The sequence below is a fragment of the Shewanella sp. SM101 genome, from assembly GCF_025654465.1.
Classification (GTDB): Bacteria; Pseudomonadota; Gammaproteobacteria; order Enterobacterales; family Shewanellaceae; genus Shewanella; species Shewanella oncorhynchi.
Map to the genome: position 1 here is coordinate 65760 of NZ_JAKKRH010000013.1, position 24251 is coordinate 90010.

Consider the following 24251-nt stretch of genomic DNA (forward strand, 5'->3'; position numbering starts at 1 on the left):
GATTATCGATTATATACCGCAGTCAACTTGGCGTTGCCGAGCGCTTGTGCCCTGAGCATAAAGCCCAATAAGGCAGGGCTAGCATCCTTTGGCAATTCTAAAGCACTGGGTAATGCCCACACAGTAAATTCATACCTGTGAACGCCATGACCTTGGGGCGGGCATGCGCCACCAAAATTTGTAGTACCAAAATCGTTCTTCAAGGCAATGGCGCCTTTGGGCAGTGCATCAACATGCGAGCCCGCACCTTGTGCGAGCGAAGTTTGCGCTAAGGGTAAGTTATATACGGCCCAGTGCCACCAACCGCTGCCCGTTGGCGCATCAGGATCATAAGCTGTCACTGCAAATGCTTTAGTTCCTGTGGGCACCTCAGTCCAAGTCAGTTGCGGCGAAATATTTTCCCCTTGGCAACCAAAGCCATTAAACACTAATTGCGATGTCAGTTTATTGCCCTCGCTCATATCTTTGCTCGTTAATGTCATAGCACTTGCTTGTCCAACGAATAACCCAAGCACTAAACTCGCCCCTAACCACCCTTTATTCATGTCTATCTCCTATTCATGTTCGACCTGACTCACTTTACGTCAATCAAAAAAATAACATCTGCCCTAAAACGACAACTTTCTGCCCCAAATGCTCAAATGTGAGAAAAAAGTTATCATTTTTGCATTTTTCAAGCAGGATGATGATTTTGTAACGAAAATATCTGCATAACAATGCAAATATGGAATGCGGTATAAATCGGAATGATGATTACAGCAGCCTTTAAATTAAGATTAGATATTTTAAATAAGATATTTTATGCAAATAATATTATTTAAATAATGCTGACAATATTTACTTTCATAATTTAGATAAAGATACTTAAGCATGATTGACTCCATTTAACATCGATAAATTAAGTTAAATTGACATGCTAATTATTTAAAAATAAGACATAGGTCATGATTTTATTTATAACTCGCATATAAACTTCATTACGTAATAAAAACCTAACCGTTTTCTCTAAGTCATAATGGAGTCGTATATGAAGAGGAAATCTAAAATTATGGCGCATATCAGGCGCACACGGCATATCATGATGCCTAGTCAACGTGACTATTTCGATCACTCCTTTATCTTCCTCCGCTAACCTTAGCGTAGGTAGTAGGCCAATTAACAAGTCTAAAGTGCTATTGCCCTAATAGGCGCAAACACTTATCGTACTGTTTTCATTTGGTTTATTATCTAACACCTTAATCAAAGCATTCTTTTATCAGTGCAGTTTTACTGCGGCTAAGCTATTCATACGCTCAATAAATATATTTCTACTCATATTTATTTCGTAACTTTGGCATAACCACATTTAATCTGCGCACGGAATAGCTATATCTAATTTCATACCATTAATGTTTTTAATTAGATATAGGCACACTTGTATCTATTTTTTATAAAGTAAAAGGGAAATTAACTATGAAATCATTAAAAGTAGCCGCTAGCTTATCTGTTAGATCTTGTTTCGATATCGACAGAGAAGTTGTCAATGTATTAACCACAGATTTTTGCGATGTGGGCGCGGCTGTCGTCTCTGTTGATGATGTTAGAAATGGTATTGTTGAAAAGATTAAAAACACCGGATTGAAACTGCCCATTTTCGTTTCAGTTTGCTGTGAAGAAACCTTCCCTGATGATGTTTGCTCATCGATTACAGGGGTATTTGAACTCTGCGGTGATAACACTGACTTCTACGGAAAACAGGTTGAGACTGCAATAAGTAAATATGAACAAGCGCTATTGCCACCTTTCTTCGGTACGTTAAAAAAATACGTCGAAATGGGTAACTCTACCTTTGCCTGTCCTGGTCACCAAGGCGGACAATTCTTCCGTAAACACCCTGTGGGCCGCCAATTCTTCGACTTTTTTGGCGAAACAATTTTCCGCGCGGATATGTGTAATGCCGACGTGAAACTGGGTGATTTACTGATCCATGAAGGCGCTCCACTGGAAGCACAGAAATACGCTGCCAAAGTTTTTAATGCCGATAAAACCTATTTCGTACTTAACGGCACTTCGTCATCAAATAAAGTCGCGACTAATGCGCTGTTAGCGAAAGGCGACCTAGTGTTATTCGACCGCAATAACCACAAATCAAACCACCATGGCGCATTAATTCAAGCAGGTGCTACACCTGTTTATTTAGAAACGGCACGTAATCCCTTCGGATTTATTGGTGGCATTGATGCCCACTGTTTTCAAGAGTCCTATTTAAGAGAGCAAATTCGTGAAGTCGCGCCAGAAAGAGCCGATGAAAAACGCCCATTCCGCTTGGCGATAATCCAACTCGGCACCTATGACGGCACCATCTACAATGCTCGACAAGTGATTGATAAAATTGGCCATCTTTGTGACTACGTCTTATTTGACTCGGCTTGGGTGGGTTATGAACAGTTCATCCCGATGATGAATGACTGCTCACCACTCTTGCTCGAACTGACTGCTGAAGATCCAGGCATTATCGTGACTCAGTCGGTGCATAAACAGCAGGCGGGTTTCTCACAAACCTCGCAAATCCATAAAAAAGATAAACATATCAAAGGCCAAGATAGATATTGCAACCATAAACGCTTCAACAACGCCTTTATGATGCATGCCTCTACCAGTCCCTTCTATCCTTTATTTGCGGCGCTAGATGTAAATGCGAAAATGCATGAAGGCGCAAGCGGTCGTTATCTGTGGCGCGAAGCGGTAAAAGCGGGTATCGAAGCACGTAAGCTATTGCTCAAAAAGTGTAAATATATCAAACCATTCGTGCCAACAATGATCGATGGCCGCCTATGGCAAGACTATGAAACCGAACAAATGGCCGATGACTTACGCTTCTTCGAATTCGAACCTGGTCAGAAATGGCACTCCTTCGAAGGTTATGAAAAAGGCCAATACTTTGTTGACCCTTGTAAGTTCTTATTAACAACACCGGGCATAGATGCTGAAACAGGCAAATATACCGAATTTGGTATTCCAGCGACTATTCTGGCTAACTTCTTACGGGAAAATAATATTATTCCAGAGAAGTGCGACTTGAATTCGATTTTATTCCTGATGACACCTGCGGAAGATATGGCCAAGATGCAACATCTGGTATCACAAATATCTCGTTTCGAGAAATTAGTCGATGAAGATGCGCCATTATCTGAAGTATTACCTAACGTTTATAACGCCAATAAAGCCCGTTATAAAGACTATTCTATCCGTCAACTCTGCCAAGAAATGCACAATCTTTATGTCAGCCATGACGTAAAACAACTGCAGAAAGAAATGTTCCGTAAAGCACATTTCCCTACAAAAGTGATGGACCCGCAGGAAGCAAACCTAGAGTTTATTCGTGGCAAAGTAGAATTAGTCCCACTCTCGCAAATTGAAGGAAGAATTGCAGCAGAAGGCGCGCTCCCTTACCCACCAGGCGTGTTATGTATGGTGCCAGGTGAAATATGGGGCGGTTCTGTTCAGCGTTATTTCCTTGCCCTTGAAGATGGCATCAACCTATTACCTGGATTCTCACCAGAACTGCAAGGTGTTTATCTCGAAAATACCGCAGACGGCAAAATTCAAGCAATGGGCTATGTACTAAATAAATAATGAAGACTGACTGCAGAGTTTATTAACCCCACTCTGCAGTCAAATTCATGCCTCCTATAATAAGTCACCTAAATTAGGTTATTAGTATGAGTAAATCAGAAAATAAAATTGGCGTCGTCCAATTAACTATTATCACCATAGTCAACATGATGGGTTCGGGCATTATTATGCTGCCAACCCAATTAGCTCAAGTCGGTACTATCTCCATTTTATCTTGGTTAGTAACAGCTGCAGGGTCAACGGCCCTCGCCTTCGCCTTTGCTAAGTGCGGTATGTTCAGTAAAAAATCCGGTGGTATGGGCGGTTATGCCGAGTATGCCTTCGGCCGTTCTGGCAACTTTATGGCCAACTACACCTATGCCGTCTCGCTGTTAATCGCCAACGTCGCGATTGCCATCTCTGCCGTGGGTTACGCTGCCGTGTTGCTGGAAGTTAACTTAAGCCCGATGGCAATTTGTCTTGCGACCATTGGTGTACTTTGGTTGGCAACCATTGCTAACTTCGGTGGTGCCCGCATCACGGGTCGCGTCAGTAGCGTGACTGTGTGGGGAATTATTCTGCCAGTGATTGGCGTATCTTTAATTGGTTGGTTCTGGTTTGACATCGACCTCTATAAAGGTGCATGGAACCCGCATGATATGCCATTCTTCAAAGCGTTAGGCGGTTCTATCGCTATGACTTTGTGGGCGTTCCTCGGTTTAGAATCGGCCTGTGCAAACTCCGAAGCCGTCGATAACCCAGAAAAAAACGTACCTATCGCCGTGATGGGCGGAACCTTAGGTGCAGCAGTGATTTATATCGTTTCCACTAACGTCATTGCCGGTATTGTGCCAAACGCCGAGCTTGCCATGTCGAATGCGCCATTCGGTTTAGCCTTCGCACAAATGTTTAATCCTGTGGTCGGTAAAATCGTGATGGCCTGCGCCATTATCTCCTGTACTGGATCACTCTTAGGTTGGCAGTTCACTATTGCCCAAGTGTTTAAAGCCTCTGCCGATGAAGGATTTTTTCCTAAAATTTTCTCTAAAGTCAGCAAAGCCGATGCGCCAATTTGGGGCATGACTATTATCGTCTCGATCCAAACAGCATTATCGCTGATGACCATTAGCCCATCACTGAGTAAGCAGTTCGAAGCACTCGTTAACCTCGCCGTCGTCACCAACATTGTGCCTTATATCTTATCTATGGCCGCGCTTGGCATAATGCAAAGACAGCAAAAAGTGCCTATCAATAAAGCCCGCGTTGCCAACGTGATCGCCGTAATCGGTGCGTTGTATAGCTTCTATGCTTTGTACAGCTCTGGCGAAACCGCAGTGATGCTTGGCGCCATAGCCACCTTCTTCGGTTGGACTATTTTCGGCGTGATCTCAAACCAAGCGCCTGTTGCCGACACACGTCCAGCCTAAATACGGCTAACGCATGATCGGAAACAATTAATACCAACATCCACATCACGACTAACGATAACTCTGGGATCATAGGCCAAGCCTATGATCCCCTGGAGAATACTTGCTCATTATCGGGGGATTTATGAATAAGACTTGTCTCGCTTTAGTGTTACCTATGCTATTAACGGCCACCAGCAGTCAGGCGGTTGAACTCTATAAAGATCAAAAAAATACCTTAGATTTAACGGGTTGGTTAGGGTTTGCAGCATTAAATGACAGCCACGATACTTCAGTTATCGACGACTCGTCACGCCTAAGATTCAGCTTCGAGCGCAGCGAGAAAAATGGTTGGACCGCTTTTGCTACCACAGAATGGGGGATCAACATGGTCTCCAGCGACGATGGGCTAGTGATGCAAGGGGGCAAACTCGCCGCCGAAAAAACCGATGATTTTCTCTATAACCGCTTAGGTTATGTTGGCATGTCCCATGATACATGGGGCAACCTGAGTTTCGGTAAACAATGGGGTGCCTATTACGATGTCGCAGGCACGACAGATTTACCGAACGTATTTGCAGGTTACAGCGTTGGCGCTTACACCTTCGGTGATGGCAGCCTCACAGGTACAGGCCGTGCCGATTCCGCCTTCATTTACCGTAATAATTTAGGTCCAGTACAAATCGCCCTGCAATATGCCGCCAAAACCAATGGTGATGTCAGCCTAAAGAACGATGACGGTAGCGAGATGACCAACTCAGAACTGAGTTTTGACAGCAGCTACGGCGCCAGTATCACTTATGCGGTAACCGATAAATTTAAGCTACTCGCAGGTTTTAACCGCGGCGATTTTGAAGGCCACTTAGGCAATACTCAAGTCGATGAAACCAATGAAATTGTCGGCATTGGTGCCATGTATGGTGACTACTATCACTATGCCGAAGGACGTGAGGCCAACGGTCTCTATGTGGGCTTTAACGCTCACAAAAGTAAAAATAATGAACTGGTCAACGGCGATCTCTACGACGCCACTGGTGTCGAGTTGATGACGGCCTATCAATTCGACAACGGTTTTGTGCCTATGGTTGTACTCAGTTATTTAGATTTAGACACAGATGTAGCTACGCCGATTCAAGGTCAATGGACTCGCCAATTTGCCATGCTGGGGCTGCATTATCGCTACAGTAACGACACTGTGATGTTTGCCGAGATGAAGCTAGATTTCAGTGATATGGATGATCCTGCACTCGAAGCACAGGAAGACAACAGCTTCGCAGTGGGGATTAACTACTTTTTTTAGGACTAAAGGAGATGTTAGCTAAGGTTTCTAAAGCGCTCATTCTACTTTGGCATTGCTTAGTCGCATGAAGCAGGACGATTTTGAGTAACAGTCTTTAGTGACAGTTCTAATCACATGTTGAGTTAAATCATGTTTAGCAGGATAGGCAGCTCGCGTCATCGCTCATATGCGTGAGCTTATTTGAGGCTGAGGTGCGGCGCACGTTCCGTCTACAAACGCTCGCCGTAACACTCATTGGATGGTACCGCAGGCTTACCATTATCTCTACGCCACTCCAAGTTAGTTTCTGGAGTGGCTTTTTTTCTAAAAAATTGAGCGGTTTAAGCCGATGTGCATTACGACTTTGCGCTTGACTTCAATGGCCAACGTTGACCTTACCCTTCGCCATTTATCGCATTAATACAGCGTTGTACGACTTCTTCGAAAGTGCCATCTATACTCACTTGGATAACGTCAGCTTCATCAGTCGCGGGCATTTCCAGCGTGTCGAACTGACTCTTGAGTAGCTCAATCGGCATGAAGTGGGCTTTTCTGGCAAACATGCGTGTTTTGACTAATTCAAAATCTCCGTATAGATGAATGAACACCAGCTTGCTGTTGTTCTGACGGATTAAGTCACGATACTGACGACGCAGTGCAGAGCAGACAATAACCCCCTCTTCACCCTTTTGCTCAATGCTATACACAGCGTCGTTGATGCGCTCAAGCCAAGGAGCACGATCGCTATCATTGAGCGGTGAGCCAGATTTCATCTTGATAATATTGGCTCTAGGATGCAGGTCATCACCATCGATAAATTTCGTCTCTAACGCCTCAGCGACCGCGGCACCAATCGAAGATTTGCCACAACTAGAGACGCCCATGAACACATAGCTATTGCCTTTTTTTCTCTCAGTCACTTTGTTAACCTCATGCCAATTCTCGAATTTAGTCACTTCCCACTCTACCATATTACGGGTAACATGTTACCGGTAACCTACAAAAATGTGGACAACTTAACTAACAAGGAAAAGTCCTCTTATGTCTGATATGTCATTGATTCTGACAGCACTGGGTTCAATCGCCCTGCTACTGTTCTTAGTGATGAAAGTGAGATTACATGCAGTAGTATCACTGATACTGGTGTCGATCATTGCCGGCCTTTTCTCTGGTATGAACCCAGCTGATATTACCAATACGATTCAACAAGGTATGGGGGGAACACTGGGCTTTGTTGCGGTGGTGGTCGCTTTGGGAGCCATGTTTGGCCGGGTAATGGAAGAGACTGGCGCGCTAGATCAGATAGCCCATACACTGCTGAATAAATTTGGTAACGACAAAGCTCACTGGGCCATGACCTTTACAGGCTTTATCTGTGCGCTCCCCCTCTTCTTCGACGTTGCTGTGGTACTGCTGATTGGCATCGCCTTTGCCGTGGTTCGTAAAGGGGGCGGCAGCGTCGTTAAAATTGGTATTTCACTGCTCGCGGGTATTGCCACTTGTCAGGCATTTCTCATCCCTGCACCAGGGCCTATTTTGGTCGCTTCCCAGCTCAAGGCCGACTTTGGCTACATGATAGTCTTCGGTTTATTGGCATCGATTCCGGCGATGATTCTAGGCGGCCCACTCTTTGCCAGCCTCATCTCCCAAAAAGTCCATGTTGAGCTGCCTGCCCACGAGCAGCAGGAAAAAGGTGAACGAGAAGGCGGACCGATCCCCTCATTCGCGCTATCAATCAGTATTGTGGTGTTCCCACTGCTGCTTATCGGTTTAAAGACAGTTGTGTCACGCTTTATTGATGAAAAATCCGATCTGCATAATTGGCTCGCCTTGATAGGTCATCCCTTCACCGCCATTTTAGTAGCCTGTTTAATCGCATTCTATGTGCTAGGCGTTAGACGCAATATTCCCAATGAGCGCATCATGGAAATCTGTAGCAGTGCGTTACAACCTGCTGGGATCATTATTCTCGTCACCGGTGCTGGTGGCGTGTTCAAGCAAGTGCTGATTGACTCGGGTGTCGGCGATGCATTAGGCAATATGTTGGCAGGTTCGGGATTACCGATTGTAATACTGGCATTTATTTTGTCGGCGTCGGTGCGCGTGATCCAAGGGTCGGCAACCGTGGCCATGTTAACGGCTTGCGGCCTTATCATCCCAATACTTGAACCACTAAACTTAGATGGTGCTCAATTGGCGGCAATTACGATTGCCATTGGCGGAGGTTCGATTGTGCTCTCGCACGTTAATGACTCAGGCTTCTGGCTCGCTAACCGTTTTCTTGGATTATCAGAAAAACAAACGCTGCAAACGTGGACTGTGATGGAGACCATTATAGGTACGACGGGCGGCATAGTCGCAGTCATCATCTCTGCGTTTCTCTAACGATAACCTGTGATGACAAACATAAGTCGTTAAGCGAAAGAACGAGGGGAAGTCTACAGTGTTTCCCCTAAATCAATACGATAGCCCAGATCGATAACCGATTCTGCTCTCTCTTTGCCATTTAACCTGTCTAATAGCTCAGTAGCAGCAATTCGACCAATCTCTTTTCTCGGCGTAATAATGCTCGCCAATTTTGGCGTCATAGATTGGCCAATATCATGGCCATGAAACCCTGCAACGCCAATTTGTTCAGGGATCTTGATGCCTTGTCTTTGACACTCAAATATCACCCCCGCCGCTAAATCATCGTTGGTGCAGAAAAAACTATCCACATAGGGATATTTCGCTAATGTTTGTTGCAATAACGACGCCCCCAAGGAAAACGACGAGGCCTCATTTGTGGTCATAGCCAAAGGTGTGAGCTGAGCCTCCTGCATCGCTAACTCGTAGCCTCGCATCTTAAGCTGAGTGCGAATATCCATGCGCGCACCTAGGTAAGCAATGTGGCGATAGCCTTGTGCAATCATAGCCTTAACCATTTCGCATGCGGCCGCTGTGTTATCGAAACCCACACACTGTTGAATCGAAGGCGACACGCTATCCATCATTTCGATGACCGGAATGCCTGCCGTTTCAATCATTCGCACGGTACGCGGCGTGTGGTAACTTTCGGACAAGAGTAAGCCATCAATATTGTAAGAGAGCAGTGATGCCACCCGCTCTTCTTCTAATTCGGCCTGATACCCGTAGTGAGCCAGCATGGTTTGATAACCGCGTTTGCCGGTCACATTCTCGATACCGCGCAGCACTTCAGCAAATACTTGGTTGGTTAACGAAGGCACTAACACGCCAATGGCGCGACTAGTTGCTTGCGCTAAAATTTCCGGAGCGCGATTAGGAATATAACCTAAGGTTTCTAGTGCGACAGCAATCTTCTCTTGAGTGCTTTGCGCCACCCTTGTTGGATTTTTTAAATAGCGACTCACCGTCATTTTGGTGACCCCAACTTGATCGGCAACGTCTTGAAGACTGGGTCTACGCTTTTTATTCATAATATCTAATGTTAGTTAACGAACAGCGGATATGGGTGAGATGTATAGCTAAAATATCGAATATAAACAAATAGTAGACATAAACATCAGACAGGGATCTTATAATAGTTCGCCCAGCGATACCAGTTGAGGACTATTTTAGCGGAATGACCATGCTAGCTAGGCCGCTCCAAACCATATCTGGAGCAGCCTTTAAACATTATTTGTGATGGCGAAAAGTGATTACTTGGCCTGTTGGCGACCTTGAGATGGCTTACCTGCTGGTTTACCACCACTCTTTGATGGACTTCCACCTTTAGCCTGAGAACCGCTTTTAGCTTGAGAGCCACTTGCCTTAAAACCAGACTGGCCGAAGGGCGCTTTTGCTCCCGGACGGCTCGAATGGGCTCCGCTGGGTTTAGAGCCAGTTGGTTTAGATCCCGTTGGCTTAGCGCCATTCGCTGCGGGTTTTCCGCCTTTAGCGGCTGGTTTTGACTCAGCACCAGCCTGAGCTTGCGCGCCGCCTTTAGCTGCACTTTTAGATTTACCGTCGCCCTTGCGGTCATCAAACTGATTGCCCGAGAAGCGAGTAAAGGCTTTTTGGCCTTGGTTGGCATCTTTCATCCACTTAGGTCCGCGCTCATTTCGACCTTCTGGCGGCACTAACTGATGCGGACTATTACCGATCAAGTCTTCACGCCCCATGGCGGTTAAGCCTTCACGGATCAATGGCCAACCCGCAGGATCGTGATAACGCAGCAATGCTTTGTGCAAGCGACGTTGGCGCCCTTTCTTCGGCACAGATACCACTTCGCTGGTGTGCTTGACGTTTTTCAGCGAGTTTAACTCGGTATGATAAATCGTGGTCGCATTCGCCATCGGTGACGGATAAAAGTTCTGTACTTGGTCGAGCTTGAACTTACGCTCCTTCAACCACAGCGCTAAGTTCACCATGTCTTCGTCGGTCGTGCCTGGATGCGCCGAAATAAAGTAAGGGATCAGGAACTGCTCTTTACCCGCTTCCTTAGAAAACTTGTCGAACAATTCTTTAAACTTATCGTAGGCGCCCATGCCGGGCTTCATCATCTTGCTGAGCGGACCTTCTTCGGTATGCTCAGGGGCGATTTTTAAGTAGCCGCCCACATGGTGCTGCACTAACTCTTTAACGTAAGCCGGATCTTCGATCGCCAAGTCGTAACGCACGCCAGAGGCAATCAATACTTTCTTGATGCCAGGGACGGCACGCGCCGCGCGGTACAGGTCGATAGTGTGTTTATGATCTGTGCCTAAGTGGCCGCAAATCGATGGGAACACACAGGATAAACGCCGACAGGTTTTTTCGGCCTTTTCGCTAGTACAACCTAAACGATACATGTTGGCGGTTGGGCCACCTAAATCGGAAATCACCCCAGTAAAGCCAGGCACTTTTTCCTGAATATCTTTGATTTCTTTAACAATCGACTCTTGTGAGCGACTCTGAATGATTCGACCTTCATGCTCGGTAATCGAGCAGAAAGAACAGCCACCAAAGCAACCACGCATGATGTTGATAGACGTCTTGATCATGTCATAGGCAGGAATTTTTTCCTTGCCGTAAATCGGATGAGGAATACGCTGGTAAGGTAAATCGAATACGGCATCCATCTCATCGGTATTGAGCGGCCATGCGGGCGGATTCACCCAAACGGCGCGGTCGCCATGGGGTTGAAATAACGCGCGGGCACAACCTGGGTTTTGCTCTTGGTGTAAAATCCGTGAAGCATGGGCATATAAGTATTTGTCTTCAGAGACTTTTTCAAACGCTGGCAGCAGCACATAGGTTTTATCCCATGGCTTAGGTTTAGGCGGCTGAACGCTAATTGGCTTAGGGGCTTCGTTATCGAATATCTTCACATCCGACGGGCCGGACAAGTTAGCACAACCCACATCATCGGCGCCGTAAGGATTCGGCAACGGCTCTATCTTGTGCAGTTGGTCAATCTTGCGCGAGTCCATACCACGCCATTCGGGCAGCGGCTCTTTACGGATAACGGCTGTGCCACGCACATCATGCAACGAGCTTATTGGTTCACCGGCAGCTAAGCGGCGTGCCACTTCGACTAAAGGACGCTCGGCATTGCCGTACATCAGAATGTCGGCCTTAGCATCGAAAATCACACTACGGCGTACTTTGTCCGACCAATAATCGTAATGGGCGATGCGGCGCAAACTGGCTTCGATACCACCAATAATCACAGGCACATCTTTAAAGGCTTCTTTACAACGCTGGGTGTACACAGTCACGGCGCGATCTGGGCGCTTGCCGCCAATATCACCCGCGGTATAAGCATCGTCAGAACGTAAACGACGATCTGCGGTGTAACGGTTAATCATCGAATCCATGTTGCCGGCGGTGACGCCAAAAAACAGATTTGGACGACCCAATTGCATAAAGGCGTCTTTGCTCGACCAATCTGGCTGGGAAATAATCCCAACTCGGTAACCTTGAGCCTCTAACATACGGCCGATCACTGCCATGCCAAAGCTTGGGTGATCCACATAAGCGTCGCCTGTGACTATGATGATGTCACAGCTATCCCAACCAAGCTTATCCATCTCCTTGCGAGACATAGGTAAGAAAGGCGCAGTGCTGTCGCCCGTGGCCCAATACTTGGGATGACTAAAGAGTGTGGATTCAACTTGCATGGATTGTGACCCGAAAACGTAATGTCAAATAAAGGCGCCACGAAAATAAGTTACGCCAATTTAGGGACGCGGAGTATAGCAGGGAATGGAGGATAGATGCGATTAAAAAAACACCAATCGAGGCATTTTCAGGGGTATTTGAGCCGGAAGCGTAATACCCCTAAATCCGCTATGGATATGGCTTAGGGCGGAACTGACCGCCCAAACCTGCGAGCCTAGAGACCCTTTCCTAAACCTTGAGCAAAATGCAGCAAATTCACCAACGCCAAACTGATAATCACTAGCCAAGTGAGCAATACGCCCCAAAAACGACCAAAATGATAACCACCTTGGCCTTGAGTTAAGCCAATAGCATGGAGTAAGCGCGCCACTATCCACACAGTCCCAAAACAGTGTAAATAAAATGCAGGCAAGCCACCCGCTTCGGCCACCAGCATTAAAATCAATACGATAGGCGCATTTTCAATCAGGTTAACATGCACTCGATTAGCCAAAGCTAAGGCGCTGTTACCACCATCCCCTAGGCCGATTTTCTGACCTCGCCTTAATTTCACTACTCGATAAGCCAAAGCGACAATTAATAGCCCTGTGAGGCTAGCGTAAAGACCCGTTACCATCAAAGACATGCCTATTTCCCCTTATCAAAAAGCTGACTATAGCCCGAGCTGCAAAAAATCAGCAATTTATTTGTATTAAGGTTAAAAGCCATTAACCTTTTATAGACAAGATAGGTTAATATGCGCGCGTCATTCCCTACAACTTTTTATACAGTGAATACCCCGATTGGATAACGACGAGTTTATCGAAAAACGCAGATTTATCATAAAGCTAGGCAAAGCCTTGCATAAGTTTGGCACACCCGCTTATCGTCTAGAAACCCACTTACAAACCGTTGCTCGCACCTTAGGTATCGAAGGCTATTTCCTTATTTCTCCGACGTCGATGACCTTCGTTTTGCAACATGATACCGATCAAGAATATAACCATGCCGCTCGCGTTAAGCCCGGTGAACTCGATTTAGGCTCACTCGCCCGCACCGATGAATTGGTCGATGAGTTAACCTCAGGTAAACGCACTTTGGCCGAGGCCTTAGATCGCTTAGAAGAAATCGCCAATAAACCCAATCCCTATGGCCCTGTATTAACTTGCTTTTCTTTTGGAACTTCTGCCGCCGCTTTCGCTATGCTGATGGGCACGGGTTGGAACGATGTATTTTGGTCAGGATTATTAGGCTTATTCGTCTATGGCTTGGTATACCGTGCCGAACGCTCGGCCCGCATGGCCGAAGTGCTCGAACCCTTCGCCACTATCCTTTGCGCCATCGCAGCCTGTGGCATAGCGCGTATCGATCCAAATATTAATATCCCAGTAGTAATCCTCTCCTCCATTATTATTTTTATTCCCGGCTTAGCCTTAACCTTAGGTTTAGCTGAACTCGCCGCACGGGATTTAATTTCTGGCACGGCGCGCATCATGGATGCGAGCATGCAATTATTTAAGCTGTACTTTGGCGCAGTGCTCGGCATGGCAATCGGTAAAGCTATGTTCGGCGAAGCGATTCACATAGAACCTGAGGGTTTACCTCGCTGGGCGATATGGTCGGCGGTTCCGATTCTATCTATGGCGCTGGTTTTTATCTTCAAAGCACGGATGCAAGATTCGCCTTGGGGCGTATTGGCTGGGATAGTGGCGTTTTTCTCAGCCATGCTCGGCGGACATTATTTTGGTGATTCGGTGGGGATCTTCTTTGGTGCCTTGGCAGTAGGAATTTATTCTAACCTCTTCGCCCGCTGGATGAAGGCGCCTGCCTCCATCGCCCTGTTGCAGGGAATAGTGATCTTAGTCCCCGGCAGTAAAACCTATATCGGACTCAATGCACTGATCTCAGGTGAGACCATGCTCAATCAGTCGCACATAGGCTCGCAAATCTTTTTGATTTTTATGTCGCTGATTGCGGGGCTCATCTTTGCTAACGTCGCTGTCCCACCTAGGCGTACACTGTAACAATCGCTAATCCGGCTGGAGCCCGCGCCCAGCCGCTACCTCAAGATAATCTTAAGCTAACCTTAAGTAAAATAAGAAACTTATTAAAATGTTTCCTTGACTAACACTCGTTTTCCATGTGTTATTAAATTGTGAATTGCAACGTGAAATTGTTTTCGCTGCAGTCGTCGATTTCATGGGAGTGGCCTTTTATGCAGAAATTTTTTCAGTATGCATGCATCCTATCTTGTTGTGTTGGCAACCTAATCAGGGTTGCCCAAGCAGAAGAGGCTAAGCTCGCCGATCCCGCAAACCAAGATCAAACAAAACAAAAAGTCAGCAAGATTGTGGTGGTCAACAACCCCATTTTCGATGAGTCAGATCCCGATGCTTTTTTCATTCACAGCTGGGCTAACGCCCTGCATATCAATACCAAAGAATATGTGGTTCTCGATAATCTAACCTTCAGCGAAAATGATACTGTTACACAAAAAGATCTCGACGAATCCCAACGACTTTTGCGGGCAATGCCTTACATTCGCGATGCGAAAATTTATATCGCAGAAAAAGATCCCCAAGCCGATGTCGATCCATCCGTTGAGTCCGTGGTGGTGGAGACCTGGGATAATTGGTCATTATTACCGACAGCGAGTTTGAGTAGTTCAGGTGGCGACACCCGCTACTCCTTCGGGCTCAAAGAAGACAACTTGCTTGGAACGGGGATCCGCACTCGACTTAAATATCAATCCAATGAATCCCGGAATGGCTATAAATTTGCTTTCGAAGCTCCGCTCAGCATTATTGAACACGGCACAGTTGCCGCGGAGTTCTACGACAATAGCGACGGCCAAGCTAAACACGTTTATGTGAGTAAGCCCTTCTATTCCCTCAATACGAGTACCATGTATTCGGCGGAGTTTTTAGACGATAACCGTACAGATACCCTCAGACAAAATGGGCAAGAGGTGAATGAGTTCACACACACAGTCGACTATCTCAATCTGCAATACGGCTGGTTAATTAATAAAAACAGTCAGCACCTTTCTCGCTTTATTACTGGTGTCACCCAAGACAAGCACGAGTTTATCCATTCTGAGCGCTATCCTACTTCCATGCTCCCTCAAGACAGGGACTTTATGTACCCTTGGGTCGCCTACGAGTTTATCGAAGATGATTTCCACGTACTGAATAATGTTCACCTGATCACCAACAATGAAGACTTTAACTTAGGTTGGCATCACTATTTGCAATTCGGTATAGAAACCAATGATATAGGTGATAATAATCCCTTAGGCTACCACGTTAACTGGCAAAGCACTGGCGGGTATAAGTTTAACGATCAACTGTGGCTGTTAGAAATGAGGGGAACAAGCACTATCGGCACCACCCAAAAAGATACTTATAAGGTCGATATTCAAGCCGAATACTTCTATCAAATCCATCCTAAGTGGACGGCTTATGGCAAAGCTTGGGCTAGCCTTTCACAGAACACTTATCTGGATCTAACAAAAGGATTAGGGGATGAAACTGGCGTGCGCGGTTATCCAAACGAATACCAACAAGGGGATAATCAGTGGTTACTGACCGCCGAGATACGCAACTACCCCAATATCAACTTATACCAACTGGCTGAATTAGGCTGGGCAGTCTTTGCCGATCTGGGTCAAGCCTCCGGCGGCCAACTCGCCGAGAATAACGAAGTCAGCGGTCCACTGGGTAGCATAGGCATAGGCGCGCGGATTTATTCCTCTCGATCCAGCTATGGCAACGTAGCCCATATTGATTTTTCACTCCCTTATACGGGCGGCGAGTCAGTAAACAGCTGGGAATGGCGATTCCTAGTGAAAAGCAGTTTTTAAACCTAAGGTACATAATAATCGTATGAACTATGTACTTTTTAAGACAATCCTTGACGCCTTGTGGCCTAAAATAATCCTGACGCTATCTGCCTAACCTCCTGCTCAACTCTCTGTACCAGAGAAGCGTCTGCCAATATGGGAGAACCGCTATTAAAGGGCGGTTTAGGATCATATTCAAACAATAACTGCAGTGTTTTAGCCTGTTGTTCACCCTCTATATTGGCAATGAGTGCCAAAGCAAAATCGAGCCCTGCAGTAATACCGCCGCCACTGATCCTATTACGGTCAATCACAATACGTTTATTTTCAAAGGTAATTTGAGGATATTGTGCCAATACTGAAGCATAAGCCCAGTGAGTGGTCGTGCGATAACCATTAAGTAAACCTGTTGCCGCAAGAATCAAGGCACCAGTGCATACAGATGTAATGTATTGTGCTTGCTCCCCCTTGCATTTTAAGAAAGAAATGACTTGCTCATCCTGTATTTGCACTAAAGGATTTGCGCTCCCAGGCACTAAAAGGATATCTATCGGCGGACAATTATCGAAATCGTAATTAGGTTGTAAGTTAACGCCCGCATCACAGGGTAATAGCGTGCTGGTTTTCGCAAAAGTGAAGGTTTCAAATGATGGCACAAAGGCTAAAAACTGTAGTGGCCCATAGGCATCGAGCATCGTCATGCCGGGATAAAGAAAAATACCTACTCTTAATTTGTGTTTGATTGGATGATTTGTTTTATCACTTTGAGCAGCTTCAATATTTTCACTCATCACAGATTCTCCATAGGTAGTGACAATTTCATATTTCAGGTAACACTGTCATTGCAGTTAACCCTATGACCGTCACTATAAAGCCCATTATTCTTAACCATCAGACACAAACTCGCCCGAATGTTTCAAATGGTACACCTGAGCCTATCTGTTCCACTTAAGCAAAAATCACAACACAAGAGCCATTGAGGCTAATGTATAATCAAACGCTTGAATTGAATTTGGAGCAAAATCCAGTATGCACACCAAGCCCCACATGCGCATAAAACAAAGCCCGCGAGCGATGCTCAAGGTTCTCCACGTTTTCAAGGAAATGCTTAAACAACAAGATTATCGTGATATTGCAGTGGCAGATATTGCGCACAAAGCCGATGTCGGGCGCACGACGTTTTATCGCTACTTCAAACGCAAGTTGGATATTCTTATTGCACTACATCAAAATATTTTTGAAAATATCTTTGAAGATCTACGGTCAACCGAAGACTGGCTTTCAACTAACACACCACCCTCATTGGAAAAACTGCTTATTACTTTTAGCCGAAACAGCATGTTTCGCCGCTCCATGTCATTTAGACTAGGTAGCGACCTCGATGCAGCAACTAAACAATTACAAACTAAACTTGTGCAACATATCGAAAATAAATTGATCAACACCTTCAACACTGACGAATTTATTATTCCAAGCTACACATTAGCCCATAGCATAGCAGCTCTTTATTTAAGCCAAATTCAACAACTTATCGCCAGTCCCACACCTTGTCCTATACAACAAGCAAAATACTTACACTTACTGACTCGAGGCATAATTGTAGCGGCATTGACGACAACTAATAGCAGCGAAACCTACACCAATGGAAATCATTAAGGTAAAAATCACGGCATTTACATCATTCTCAAGCAATGAGTTTGGTAATCCAACGCAAACCAAAGGTGCTACGCAGTAGTTTTACAGTGCTGTTGTGGCGCATTTGAAACAGGCAGCCAAGGCTAAAACTGACGATTAAACCTGGCGTCGATCCTATAAAATCACGACTGCTTTGCGCTAATTGTCGTTTCCTCATCAGTAACAAATCATGCTGCAACTGGCCTTGTTCCGTCAGCACAGTCAGCTTCAACTGCTGTTTTTTAAGCAACTGTTGAATTAGCATACTCGCACCTCCTATTTTTGATGTTCCGACTCTCGAGTCGAGAGCAAAAGCTGTAATTGCTGCCAAGTCTTCGAAAAGCCAGTTTGTGACAGCACATAGCCAAGACTACGCCAACACCAAAGCAATAAAACAAACTGTAGCACCACCAAAGCGCTCACTGTGGCCAATAACGAACCGCTCAATTGAAACAGCATATAGCCCAGCAGCAATAAAATACTGCCCCAGAATAACGTAATGCCAGTACCAAAACAGACGACTAAAGCCGCAGCAATAATGAGGCTACGCCCTGTTAACCGCCATTCTGCCGTTGCTATTTCCCCAGCCAACTTCAACTGCTCGAGATAAGCTTGCTTCACTGAACTGCTAAGAACAGCTATTTCAGCCAGTTGCTCCATTGCCTGATCAATAACTTTATGCTGGGCAGCAGCTGATGCTGTCTGCCCAGTTTTGGCGGTTTGCGCACTATGCTGGACGGGCCTTTGTTCTGGCGCCTCTGACCTTGCACGGTTTTGCATAAATCCACCTTAGCGACGGCGCAATAAAGCCGTTAATACCACGCCAGCGGCAAAGGCAATCCCAGCTGTGGCCAATGGATTTTGCGCTGCCAACTCACGGGTTTTGCTATAAGAACTTTGCAGTTGTAATTTGATTTCCTCCTGCTTGAGCGCCAGAGTTTCCTGTGAGCTAGCCGCCGTTTTACGCAAAGTGTCTTCTGCAACTGCGGCTTTCTCTGCTACAGCATCAACAGCATGGTGCGTCACTTCAGTTGCTTTCGCTGTTGTGGGTGAATTTAAAGCACCGCTATCTTTACTGTTAGTTTGTTCTGCTACGCTTTTTGAACTGGCCATAGAAAGCCTCCTTGGTGAACACTGTGCAATGCAACAAGATGCTGCACTTTGCGTACAAACCAATGCAATGGCTATACCAAACAATATAAACTCATAAAAACAAAAGGTTGGAACTACTTTATTTCTATTAACCCTCCAAGTTAACGGTAGATGTTACCTGCATTGAGTAATTTTTACCTACAACGAAGAAAGACTAGAAATGGCTGTAATGGCGGCTAAACTGAAAGCTAAATAAGCGATAGACTGAATGTACTGGAGAACAAGATAACTCTGATTTTTTAATGAGTTAATCAAATAAAATTTATCATTACCGTATAAATTAAAAAACAAAAAGCCCGTTTGTCATTACGACAAACGGGCTTTTTGTTGAATGAGGTGAGTTGGCCGATAAGCCGGGTCCTGTCTTGGACAGTCATTCATCTAGGCCTGCAATCGCTCACAGGCTCAAGCGACCTACCCGGTTCCAACGCGAGCCACGCCATACGGAACCCTATTTGGTCTTGCTCCGGGTGGAGTTTACCTTGCTACGAACTATTGCTAGCCGCACGGTGCGCTCTTACCGCACCCTTTCACCCTTACCGACCTGATAAATCAGGCAGGCGGTCTACTCTCTGTTGCACTTGTCGTCGGTTCGCACCGCCCAGGCGTTACCTGGCACCCCGCTCTTTGGAGCCCGGACTTTCCTCCCCGTTCTTGCGAACGCGGCGACTGTCTGGCCAACTCGGCGCGGATTATAGCCTAAGCCACCCTGATGCACCACAGATAATCCGCTCGTAACCGTTTTAGCGCTTATAAATCAGACTCTAGGCCGTATTTATACAGAGCATTCTTTTTAAGTCCATGAATTTGCGCGGCAATTGCTGCGGCTTTCTTCAATGGCAATTCTTCACATAAGAGTTTGAGCGTATTAATAGCGACGGTGGGAATCGCTTCGTCATCACTCAAATGGTAGCCATGCACCATAAGCACGATTTCACCCTTCTGCTGATTCGGGTCAGTACTTACGGTGGCAAGCACCTCTGAGACAGGGCCAGATAAAAAAGTTTCGAAGGTTTTGGTCACTTCACGCGCCATGACGACATGGCGTTCGCCACCAAGCACTTCAACCATAGTCGTTAGACTGTGCTCAATGCGGTGTGGTGATTCATAAAATATCAGCGTGCGCGGATCTTCTTTCAATGCCAATAACTTATCAGCGCGGGCTTTTTCTTTAGAGGGCAGAAAACCTTCGAAAGAAAAACGGTCCGATGGCAAACCCGAGGCGCTCAGGGCGGTAATTGCCGCGCAAGGGCCGGGCAAAGGGATCACATTAAACCCAGATTGGCGCACATGGGAGACCAAGTGATAACCCGGATCGGAAATCAGCGGGGTACCCGCATCTGAAATTAATGCAATTGACAACCCAGCTGCAAGCTGATCGACAATCCACTGGGCACGAGCACGCTCGTTATGATCATGCAGCGCCGTAGTTTTTGTAGTAATACCAAAGTGGCTCAATAACTTACCGCTGTGGCGAGTATCTTCACAGGCGATCAATGAAACCTGATTCAGCACCTCTATTGCCCGTGAGCTCATATCGCCCAAATTACCTATGGGAGTAGGAACTATGTAGAGTGCGACGCTTTGGTCCATATATACCTCTGTAATGACAGTGCCAAGACTTTCGTCAAGCGCGAGAGAAGGTTAAACTAGAGGCTGCATCTTACCAGAGTGAAGCCCAGTGTTAAAAAGCCTGAATACAACTAAGTTCGTTTCCGTGGCCATTTTATCGGTAATCTTGGCGGGTTGTGGCACTTCAACGCCCACCTCGACCGGAACTGCACCCACAGTGGCCACCTCTTTAGCATCCGCACCTTTGTCGGCCAATGTGTATTTGGCACAAGCCGCCAATAGCAAAGATCCGCAGCAGCGCGATACTAATCTGCTGCTCGCAGCCCATGCCTACATCAATGCCAACGACTACGCAGCAGCGCAGAAGCTACTTAAATCGATACAGCCAAGCTTGAATCAGAGCCCAACATTTTTGGCCGAACATAAATACTTGACCGCGCGCGTGCTTGAACACACGTCCACCTATAGTGATGCACTTAAAGTTCTCAATTATCCAAGCAATTGGAGTTTGCCAAGCTGGCAGATGACGGCTTATCACCAATTCAAGGCGCATTTATATCAATTGAATAAACAGCCTATTGAGCAAGTGCGTGAACTGAGTTTACTGACGACTTACTTGCCCCCCGCCCAAGCCAACGAGGTGAATAACGCGATTTGGCAAGTGCTGCAGCCAATGCACGAACAAACCTTAAAAGCCTTTACCCAAGATGCTAAGACTCCTGTGTTTACGGGTTGGTTGCAATTGGCTTATATCGCGAAGCATTATGCTGTCGATCCGACACAGTTAGTACGCTACTTAGGCGAATGGCAGAAACAAAATCCTTATCATCCTGCAGCGGCTAAGCTACCCGCCGATCTTGACAGAGCCTTAAACGCTAAGCCATTTACGCCAAAAAACATTGCTGTGCTGTTGCCGCTGACGGGCCCAAGAGCTAACGCTGCCAATGCAATTCGCCAAGGCATATTAGCCAGTTACATGGCAAAGCAAAATGACCAAGTCGCAGTCAACTTTTATGACACGGCAAACGATGCTGCCAGCGCTTACCAACAGGCGCTAACTGCGGGAGCCGAATTTATTATTGGCCCATTATTGCCTACTGAAATTGAACAACTGCAAGTGAGCAATGCGGCAAACACTGCCGCCACTAATGCGGTGACTAATACTGCTAACCCAGACAAAACGGCCAATACAGCACCTGCTACGCCTGTGCCACAACTATATTTAAATCAAGTAGATAAGTTCACCCCCGATCCGAATAAGTTCTACTTTGCATTATCTCCCGCACAAGAGGCGGCCGATGCGGCCGAGCATTTATATCAAGATGGCGTAACTATGCCGTTACTGCTCGCCAGTAACGATGCCCTTGGCAAACGCATGGCCGAAAGCTTTATTCAAGCATGGAAAAAGAAGAGCGATAACCCTGTCGAAGTTCACTACTTCGATGGAGGTGATAAAATGCGCACCACAGTACAAGATGCCCTTGGCGTGCGCGATAGCCAAGAGCGGATCGCCCGTATTAAAGAACTGTTAGGCAATTCAGTACAAGCCGACTTCCGCTCGCGCCAAGATATTGATGCCATTTATATGATTTCAACGCCACAGGATCTAACCCTGCTCAAGGCCTTTATCGACGTAAACTTTAGCGTTTTCACACAACCTGTGCCTTTATATACCTCAAGCCGCAGCCGAGTTGAAAATGAAAGCACACAAACGGCGCAGGATTTAAATAACCTGACCCTAAGCGACGCACCTTGGCTAATGCAAAACGGCGAAGAAAATCTGATGGTCAACACACTATTTTCGGGCTGGAATAACAGTCAGAAACGTTTGTTTGTTATGGGTTATGATGCAATGGATTTGATCGGCCGTTTAGCGCAAATGCGCTCATTCACGGGTTATCAATTCAATGGTCGCAGTGGTGCTTTATCTGTCAGTCCAGATGGCATAGTCAACCGCCAATTAAGCTGGGGGCGTTATGAAAGAGGTAGCTTCCGCCAGTTATGACACTCGGACAGCAGGCAGAATCGCACGCCCAACGTTACCTTGAACAACAAGGCTTAACTTTTGTCGAACGTAATGTCCGCTATCCGTTTGGGGAAATTGATTTAATCATGCGCCATAAAAACCATTGGGTATTTGTCGAAGTGAAGTATCGTTCGGCAAATCAATATGGCGGCGCATTACAGGCCCTAAGCAGCGCGCAGATTTCGCGAATTCGCAAAGCGGCTAGCCACTATTTACAACTCAATAGACTCGATGTGCCCTGTCGTTTCGATGTCATCGCCATGGAAGCCGATCAAATTCATTGGCTGGTCGATGCCTTTTAAGCGCCAATAGTGAAAGAGTGACTACACAAATTATTTTAACGTCTGTGCCTCAACACGCTTGTGGAAATATGGCATGATAGCAACACTTTATCCTGAAAGGATTTATCCATGTTAGAACGCATTAAAGACAGCTTTACTGAATCTATCCAGACAAAAATCGATGCAGCCGAAGCACTGCCAGAATCCATCGCCAAAGCGGCCGAGATGATGGTGCACTGTCTTTTGGGTGGCAATAAAATCCTTGCTTGCGGTAACGGCGGCAGTGCTGGTGATGCGCAACATTTCTCAGCAGAACTGCTAAACCGCTACGAGATTGAGCGTCCCCCCTTACCAGCCATCGCTCTGTCTACCGATACTTCAACCATCACAGCTATCGCCAACGACTATAGCTATGATGAGATTTTCTCAAAACAGATTTTTGCCTTAGGTCAACCGGGCGACATTCTGCTAGCAATCTCGACCAGTGGTAACTCAGGTAACGTGATTAAAGCCATTGAAGCCGCATTAAGCCGCGACATGACTATCGTAGCGCTAACAGGTAAAGATGGCGGCGCTATGGCTGGCCTACTGAGCGTAAACGATGTGGAAATCCGTGTACCTTCAAATGTCACTGCACGTATCCAAGAAGTGCACCTACTGGTGATCCATTGCCTGTGTGACAATATTGACCGCACCCTCTTCCCACAGGACGAGCAGCAATGAGACACGCTGCCCCGCTGTTAATGGTTTGCTTGCTGCTTCAAGGCTGCGCCGGTGCCGTTATGGTGGGCGCAGTCAGTGGCGCTATGATGGCCAACGACGAACGTACTGTTAAGACTCAGCTTGATGATACCAATACTGATTTTAAGATCACCAGCGCACTGCTAGAGCAAGAAGATCTTAAAAAACAAACGAATATCACAGGTGTATCCGTCAATGGCAATGTACTTATGATAGGCCAAGCCCCTAACTCTACGTTAAGGGATAAAGCCATCAAGGTCGTACAAGATCTTAAGCTCGGCGGCAAAATACATAATCAAATCCGCATTGGCAATCCAACCTCTTTCACCACCCGCAGCAATGACACTTGGGTTACAACCAAAGTGAAGGGCCGCATGCTGAACGAAAAAGATTTGGATGTGACTCGCATTAAAGTCATCACTGAAAATGGTGAAGTCTTCCTGCTGGGGGTTATTCATCGCTCACAAGCAGACTTAGCTGTTGATATCGCCCGTAATACTGCTGGCGTGCGTAAAGTGGTGAAAGTATTTGAGTATGCTAAGTAATTTTGCAGTTTACCTATTTAAAACTTGAGCCTAAGTGGTGAGCTAACTCGCCCACTTAG

Annotated in this window: 22 protein-coding genes and 1 other RNA gene; 12 read left to right on the forward strand and 11 right to left on the reverse strand. The window is 46.2% G+C overall.

The features are described 5' to 3' along the window. Positions 1-2 precede the first annotated feature (2 nt). On the reverse strand, positions 3-545 hold the full coding sequence (locus tag L5M38_RS09175; protein ID WP_131525388.1) for a YbhB/YbcL family Raf kinase inhibitor-like protein: 543 nt from the start codon (positions 543-545) through the stop codon (positions 3-5). 503 nt (positions 546-1048) lie between these two features. On the opposite strand from L5M38_RS09175, the gene speFL reads away from it, so the two are divergent. The 4 genes from speFL (at position 1049) to L5M38_RS09190 (ending at position 6300) form a co-directional block, all read left to right on the forward strand. Next, on the forward strand, positions 1049-1132 hold the full coding sequence (gene speFL, locus L5M38_RS24590) for a leader peptide SpeFL (protein WP_224022194.1): 84 nt from the start codon (positions 1049-1051) through the stop codon (positions 1130-1132). Positions 1133-1452: 320 nt separating this feature from the next. Next, on the forward strand, positions 1453-3615 hold the full coding sequence (gene speF / locus L5M38_RS09180; RefSeq protein ID WP_263168384.1) for an ornithine decarboxylase SpeF: 2163 nt from the start codon (positions 1453-1455) through the stop codon (positions 3613-3615). An 86-nt stretch (positions 3616-3701) separates the two neighbouring features. Beyond that, complete coding sequence (gene potE / locus L5M38_RS09185; protein ID WP_105250509.1) at positions 3702-5021, forward strand: putrescine-ornithine antiporter; 1320 nt, start codon at positions 3702-3704, stop codon at positions 5019-5021. Between the two features lie 124 nt (positions 5022-5145). Beyond that, positions 5146-6300 carry a porin gene (locus tag L5M38_RS09190; protein ID WP_263168383.1) on the forward strand — a complete coding sequence of 385 codons (1155 nt, stop codon included), beginning with the start codon at positions 5146-5148 and terminating at the stop codon, positions 6298-6300. A gap of 374 nt (positions 6301-6674) precedes the next feature. Here L5M38_RS09190 and L5M38_RS09195 read toward each other — a convergent pair whose 3' ends face one another. After that, on the reverse strand, positions 6675-7235 hold the full coding sequence (locus L5M38_RS09195; protein WP_263168381.1) for a gluconokinase: 561 nt from the start codon (positions 7233-7235) through the stop codon (positions 6675-6677). Positions 7236-7320: 85 nt separating this feature from the next. Between L5M38_RS09195 and gntU the strand changes: the two genes are divergently transcribed. Continuing rightward, positions 7321-8664: a gluconate transporter gene (gene gntU / locus L5M38_RS09200; RefSeq protein ID WP_263178911.1), complete on the forward strand. Its 1344-nt coding sequence runs from the start codon at positions 7321-7323 to the stop codon at positions 8662-8664. 53 nt (positions 8665-8717) lie between these two features. On the opposite strand, the gene gntR is transcribed toward gntU, so the two are convergent. The 3 genes from gntR to L5M38_RS09215 form a co-directional block, all read right to left on the reverse strand. Next, the gene (gntR, locus tag L5M38_RS09205; protein ID WP_263178912.1) at positions 8718-9716 is read right to left on the reverse strand and encodes a gluconate operon transcriptional repressor GntR; all 999 of its coding nucleotides are present in this window, start codon (positions 9714-9716) and stop codon (positions 8718-8720) included. A gap of 222 nt (positions 9717-9938) precedes the next feature. Then, positions 9939-12380, reverse strand: a complete 2442-nt coding sequence (locus L5M38_RS09210) for a YgiQ family radical SAM protein (RefSeq protein ID WP_263178913.1) — start codon at positions 12378-12380, stop codon at positions 9939-9941. A 215-nt stretch (positions 12381-12595) separates the two neighbouring features. Next, positions 12596-13006 (reverse strand): MAPEG family protein, encoded by a 411-nt coding sequence (locus tag L5M38_RS09215; RefSeq protein WP_263140982.1) that lies wholly within the window; start codon positions 13004-13006, stop codon positions 12596-12598. A gap of 157 nt (positions 13007-13163) precedes the next feature. Between L5M38_RS09215 and L5M38_RS09220 the strand changes: the two genes are divergently transcribed. Beyond that, positions 13164-14384, forward strand: coding sequence for a threonine/serine exporter ThrE family protein (locus tag L5M38_RS09220; RefSeq protein WP_105250515.1), 1221 nt, complete (start codon positions 13164-13166; stop codon positions 14382-14384). 191 nt (positions 14385-14575) lie between these two features. Next, the gene (locus tag L5M38_RS09225) at positions 14576-16222 is read left to right on the forward strand and encodes a hypothetical protein (protein WP_263178915.1); all 1647 of its coding nucleotides are present in this window, start codon (positions 14576-14578) and stop codon (positions 16220-16222) included. Positions 16223-16287: 65 nt separating this feature from the next. Here the strand turns inward: L5M38_RS09225 and L5M38_RS09230 are convergent, their stop codons facing one another. After that, positions 16288-16992 carry a DJ-1/PfpI family protein gene (locus L5M38_RS09230; protein ID WP_263178916.1) on the reverse strand — a complete coding sequence of 235 codons (705 nt, stop codon included), beginning with the start codon at positions 16990-16992 and terminating at the stop codon, positions 16288-16290. Between the two features lie 238 nt (positions 16993-17230). Between L5M38_RS09230 and L5M38_RS09235 the strand changes: the two genes are divergently transcribed. Continuing rightward, the gene (locus L5M38_RS09235) at positions 17231-17857 is read left to right on the forward strand and encodes a TetR/AcrR family transcriptional regulator (RefSeq protein ID WP_263178917.1); all 627 of its coding nucleotides are present in this window, start codon (positions 17231-17233) and stop codon (positions 17855-17857) included. A 28-nt stretch (positions 17858-17885) separates the two neighbouring features. On the opposite strand, the gene L5M38_RS09240 is transcribed toward L5M38_RS09235, so the two are convergent. The 5 genes from L5M38_RS09240 to rsmI form a co-directional block, all read right to left on the reverse strand. Beyond that, entirely contained in the window at positions 17886-18140 is a 255-nt protein-coding gene (locus L5M38_RS09240; RefSeq protein ID WP_113941445.1) for a hypothetical protein, read from the reverse strand. A gap of 11 nt (positions 18141-18151) precedes the next feature. Continuing rightward, complete coding sequence (locus L5M38_RS09245) at positions 18152-18655, reverse strand: hypothetical protein (protein ID WP_263178918.1); 504 nt, start codon at positions 18653-18655, stop codon at positions 18152-18154. A gap of 9 nt (positions 18656-18664) precedes the next feature. Continuing rightward, the gene (locus L5M38_RS09250; RefSeq protein WP_113941447.1) at positions 18665-18988 is read right to left on the reverse strand and encodes a DUF883 C-terminal domain-containing protein; all 324 of its coding nucleotides are present in this window, start codon (positions 18986-18988) and stop codon (positions 18665-18667) included. A 372-nt stretch (positions 18989-19360) separates the two neighbouring features. Further along, positions 19361-19712: RNase P RNA component class A (rnpB, locus tag L5M38_RS09255), an RNA gene on the reverse strand. 65 nt (positions 19713-19777) lie between these two features. Beyond that, entirely contained in the window at positions 19778-20620 is an 843-nt protein-coding gene (gene rsmI / locus L5M38_RS09260) for a 16S rRNA (cytidine(1402)-2'-O)-methyltransferase (protein ID WP_105250522.1), read from the reverse strand. An 88-nt stretch (positions 20621-20708) separates the two neighbouring features. Between rsmI and L5M38_RS09265 the strand changes: the two genes are divergently transcribed. The 4 genes from L5M38_RS09265 (at position 20709) to dolP (ending at position 24192) form a co-directional block, all read left to right on the forward strand. After that, positions 20709-22604 (forward strand): penicillin-binding protein activator, encoded by a 1896-nt coding sequence (locus L5M38_RS09265; RefSeq protein ID WP_219251812.1) that lies wholly within the window; start codon positions 20709-20711, stop codon positions 22602-22604. Next, positions 22601-22927 carry a YraN family protein gene (locus L5M38_RS09270; RefSeq protein ID WP_105250524.1) on the forward strand — a complete coding sequence of 109 codons (327 nt, stop codon included), beginning with the start codon at positions 22601-22603 and terminating at the stop codon, positions 22925-22927. Before L5M38_RS09265 ends, L5M38_RS09270 begins: the two co-directional genes overlap by 4 nt. Positions 22928-23035: 108 nt before the next feature. Continuing rightward, entirely contained in the window at positions 23036-23629 is a 594-nt protein-coding gene (locus L5M38_RS09275) for a phosphoheptose isomerase (RefSeq protein ID WP_105250525.1), read from the forward strand. Then, positions 23626-24192 (forward strand): division/outer membrane stress-associated lipid-binding lipoprotein, encoded by a 567-nt coding sequence (dolP, locus tag L5M38_RS09280; protein WP_105250526.1) that lies wholly within the window; start codon positions 23626-23628, stop codon positions 24190-24192. The genes L5M38_RS09275 and dolP overlap by 4 nt, the downstream gene beginning before the upstream one ends. The last annotated feature ends 59 nt before the right edge of the window (positions 24193-24251 follow it).

What these genes read in the sequence shown, in the direction of transcription:
- L5M38_RS09175 (WP_131525388.1), bottom strand. Translation starts at nt 545, where the DNA reads ATGAATAAAGGGTGGTTAGGGGCGAGTTTAGTGCTTGGGTTATTCGTT.
- speFL (WP_224022194.1), top strand. Translation starts at nt 1,049, where the DNA reads ATGGCGCATATCAGGCGCACACGGCATATCATGATGCCTAGTCAACGT.
- speF (WP_263168384.1), top strand. Translation starts at nt 1,453, where the DNA reads ATGAAATCATTAAAAGTAGCCGCTAGCTTATCTGTTAGATCTTGTTTC.
- potE (WP_105250509.1), top strand. Translation starts at nt 3,702, where the DNA reads ATGAGTAAATCAGAAAATAAAATTGGCGTCGTCCAATTAACTATTATC.
- L5M38_RS09190 (WP_263168383.1), top strand. Translation starts at nt 5,146, where the DNA reads ATGAATAAGACTTGTCTCGCTTTAGTGTTACCTATGCTATTAACGGCC.
- gntU (WP_263178911.1), top strand. Translation starts at nt 7,321, where the DNA reads ATGTCTGATATGTCATTGATTCTGACAGCACTGGGTTCAATCGCCCTG.
- gntR (WP_263178912.1), bottom strand. Translation starts at nt 9,716, where the DNA reads ATGAATAAAAAGCGTAGACCCAGTCTTCAAGACGTTGCCGATCAAGTT.
- L5M38_RS09210 (WP_263178913.1), bottom strand. Translation starts at nt 12,380, where the DNA reads ATGCAAGTTGAATCCACACTCTTTAGTCATCCCAAGTATTGGGCCACG.
- L5M38_RS09215 (WP_263140982.1), bottom strand. Translation starts at nt 13,006, where the DNA reads ATGTCTTTGATGGTAACGGGTCTTTACGCTAGCCTCACAGGGCTATTA.
- L5M38_RS09225 (WP_263178915.1), top strand. Translation starts at nt 14,576, where the DNA reads ATGCAGAAATTTTTTCAGTATGCATGCATCCTATCTTGTTGTGTTGGC.
- L5M38_RS09230 (WP_263178916.1), bottom strand. Translation starts at nt 16,992, where the DNA reads ATGAGTGAAAATATTGAAGCTGCTCAAAGTGATAAAACAAATCATCCA.
- L5M38_RS09235 (WP_263178917.1), top strand. Translation starts at nt 17,231, where the DNA reads ATGCACACCAAGCCCCACATGCGCATAAAACAAAGCCCGCGAGCGATG.
- L5M38_RS09240 (WP_113941445.1), bottom strand. Translation starts at nt 18,140, where the DNA reads ATGCTAATTCAACAGTTGCTTAAAAAACAGCAGTTGAAGCTGACTGTG.
- L5M38_RS09245 (WP_263178918.1), bottom strand. Translation starts at nt 18,655, where the DNA reads ATGCAAAACCGTGCAAGGTCAGAGGCGCCAGAACAAAGGCCCGTCCAG.
- L5M38_RS09250 (WP_113941447.1), bottom strand. Translation starts at nt 18,988, where the DNA reads ATGGCCAGTTCAAAAAGCGTAGCAGAACAAACTAACAGTAAAGATAGC.
- rsmI (WP_105250522.1), bottom strand. Translation starts at nt 20,620, where the DNA reads ATGGACCAAAGCGTCGCACTCTACATAGTTCCTACTCCCATAGGTAAT.
- L5M38_RS09270 (WP_105250524.1), top strand. Translation starts at nt 22,601, where the DNA reads ATGACACTCGGACAGCAGGCAGAATCGCACGCCCAACGTTACCTTGAA.
- L5M38_RS09275 (WP_105250525.1), top strand. Translation starts at nt 23,036, where the DNA reads ATGTTAGAACGCATTAAAGACAGCTTTACTGAATCTATCCAGACAAAA.
- dolP (WP_105250526.1), top strand. Translation starts at nt 23,626, where the DNA reads ATGAGACACGCTGCCCCGCTGTTAATGGTTTGCTTGCTGCTTCAAGGC.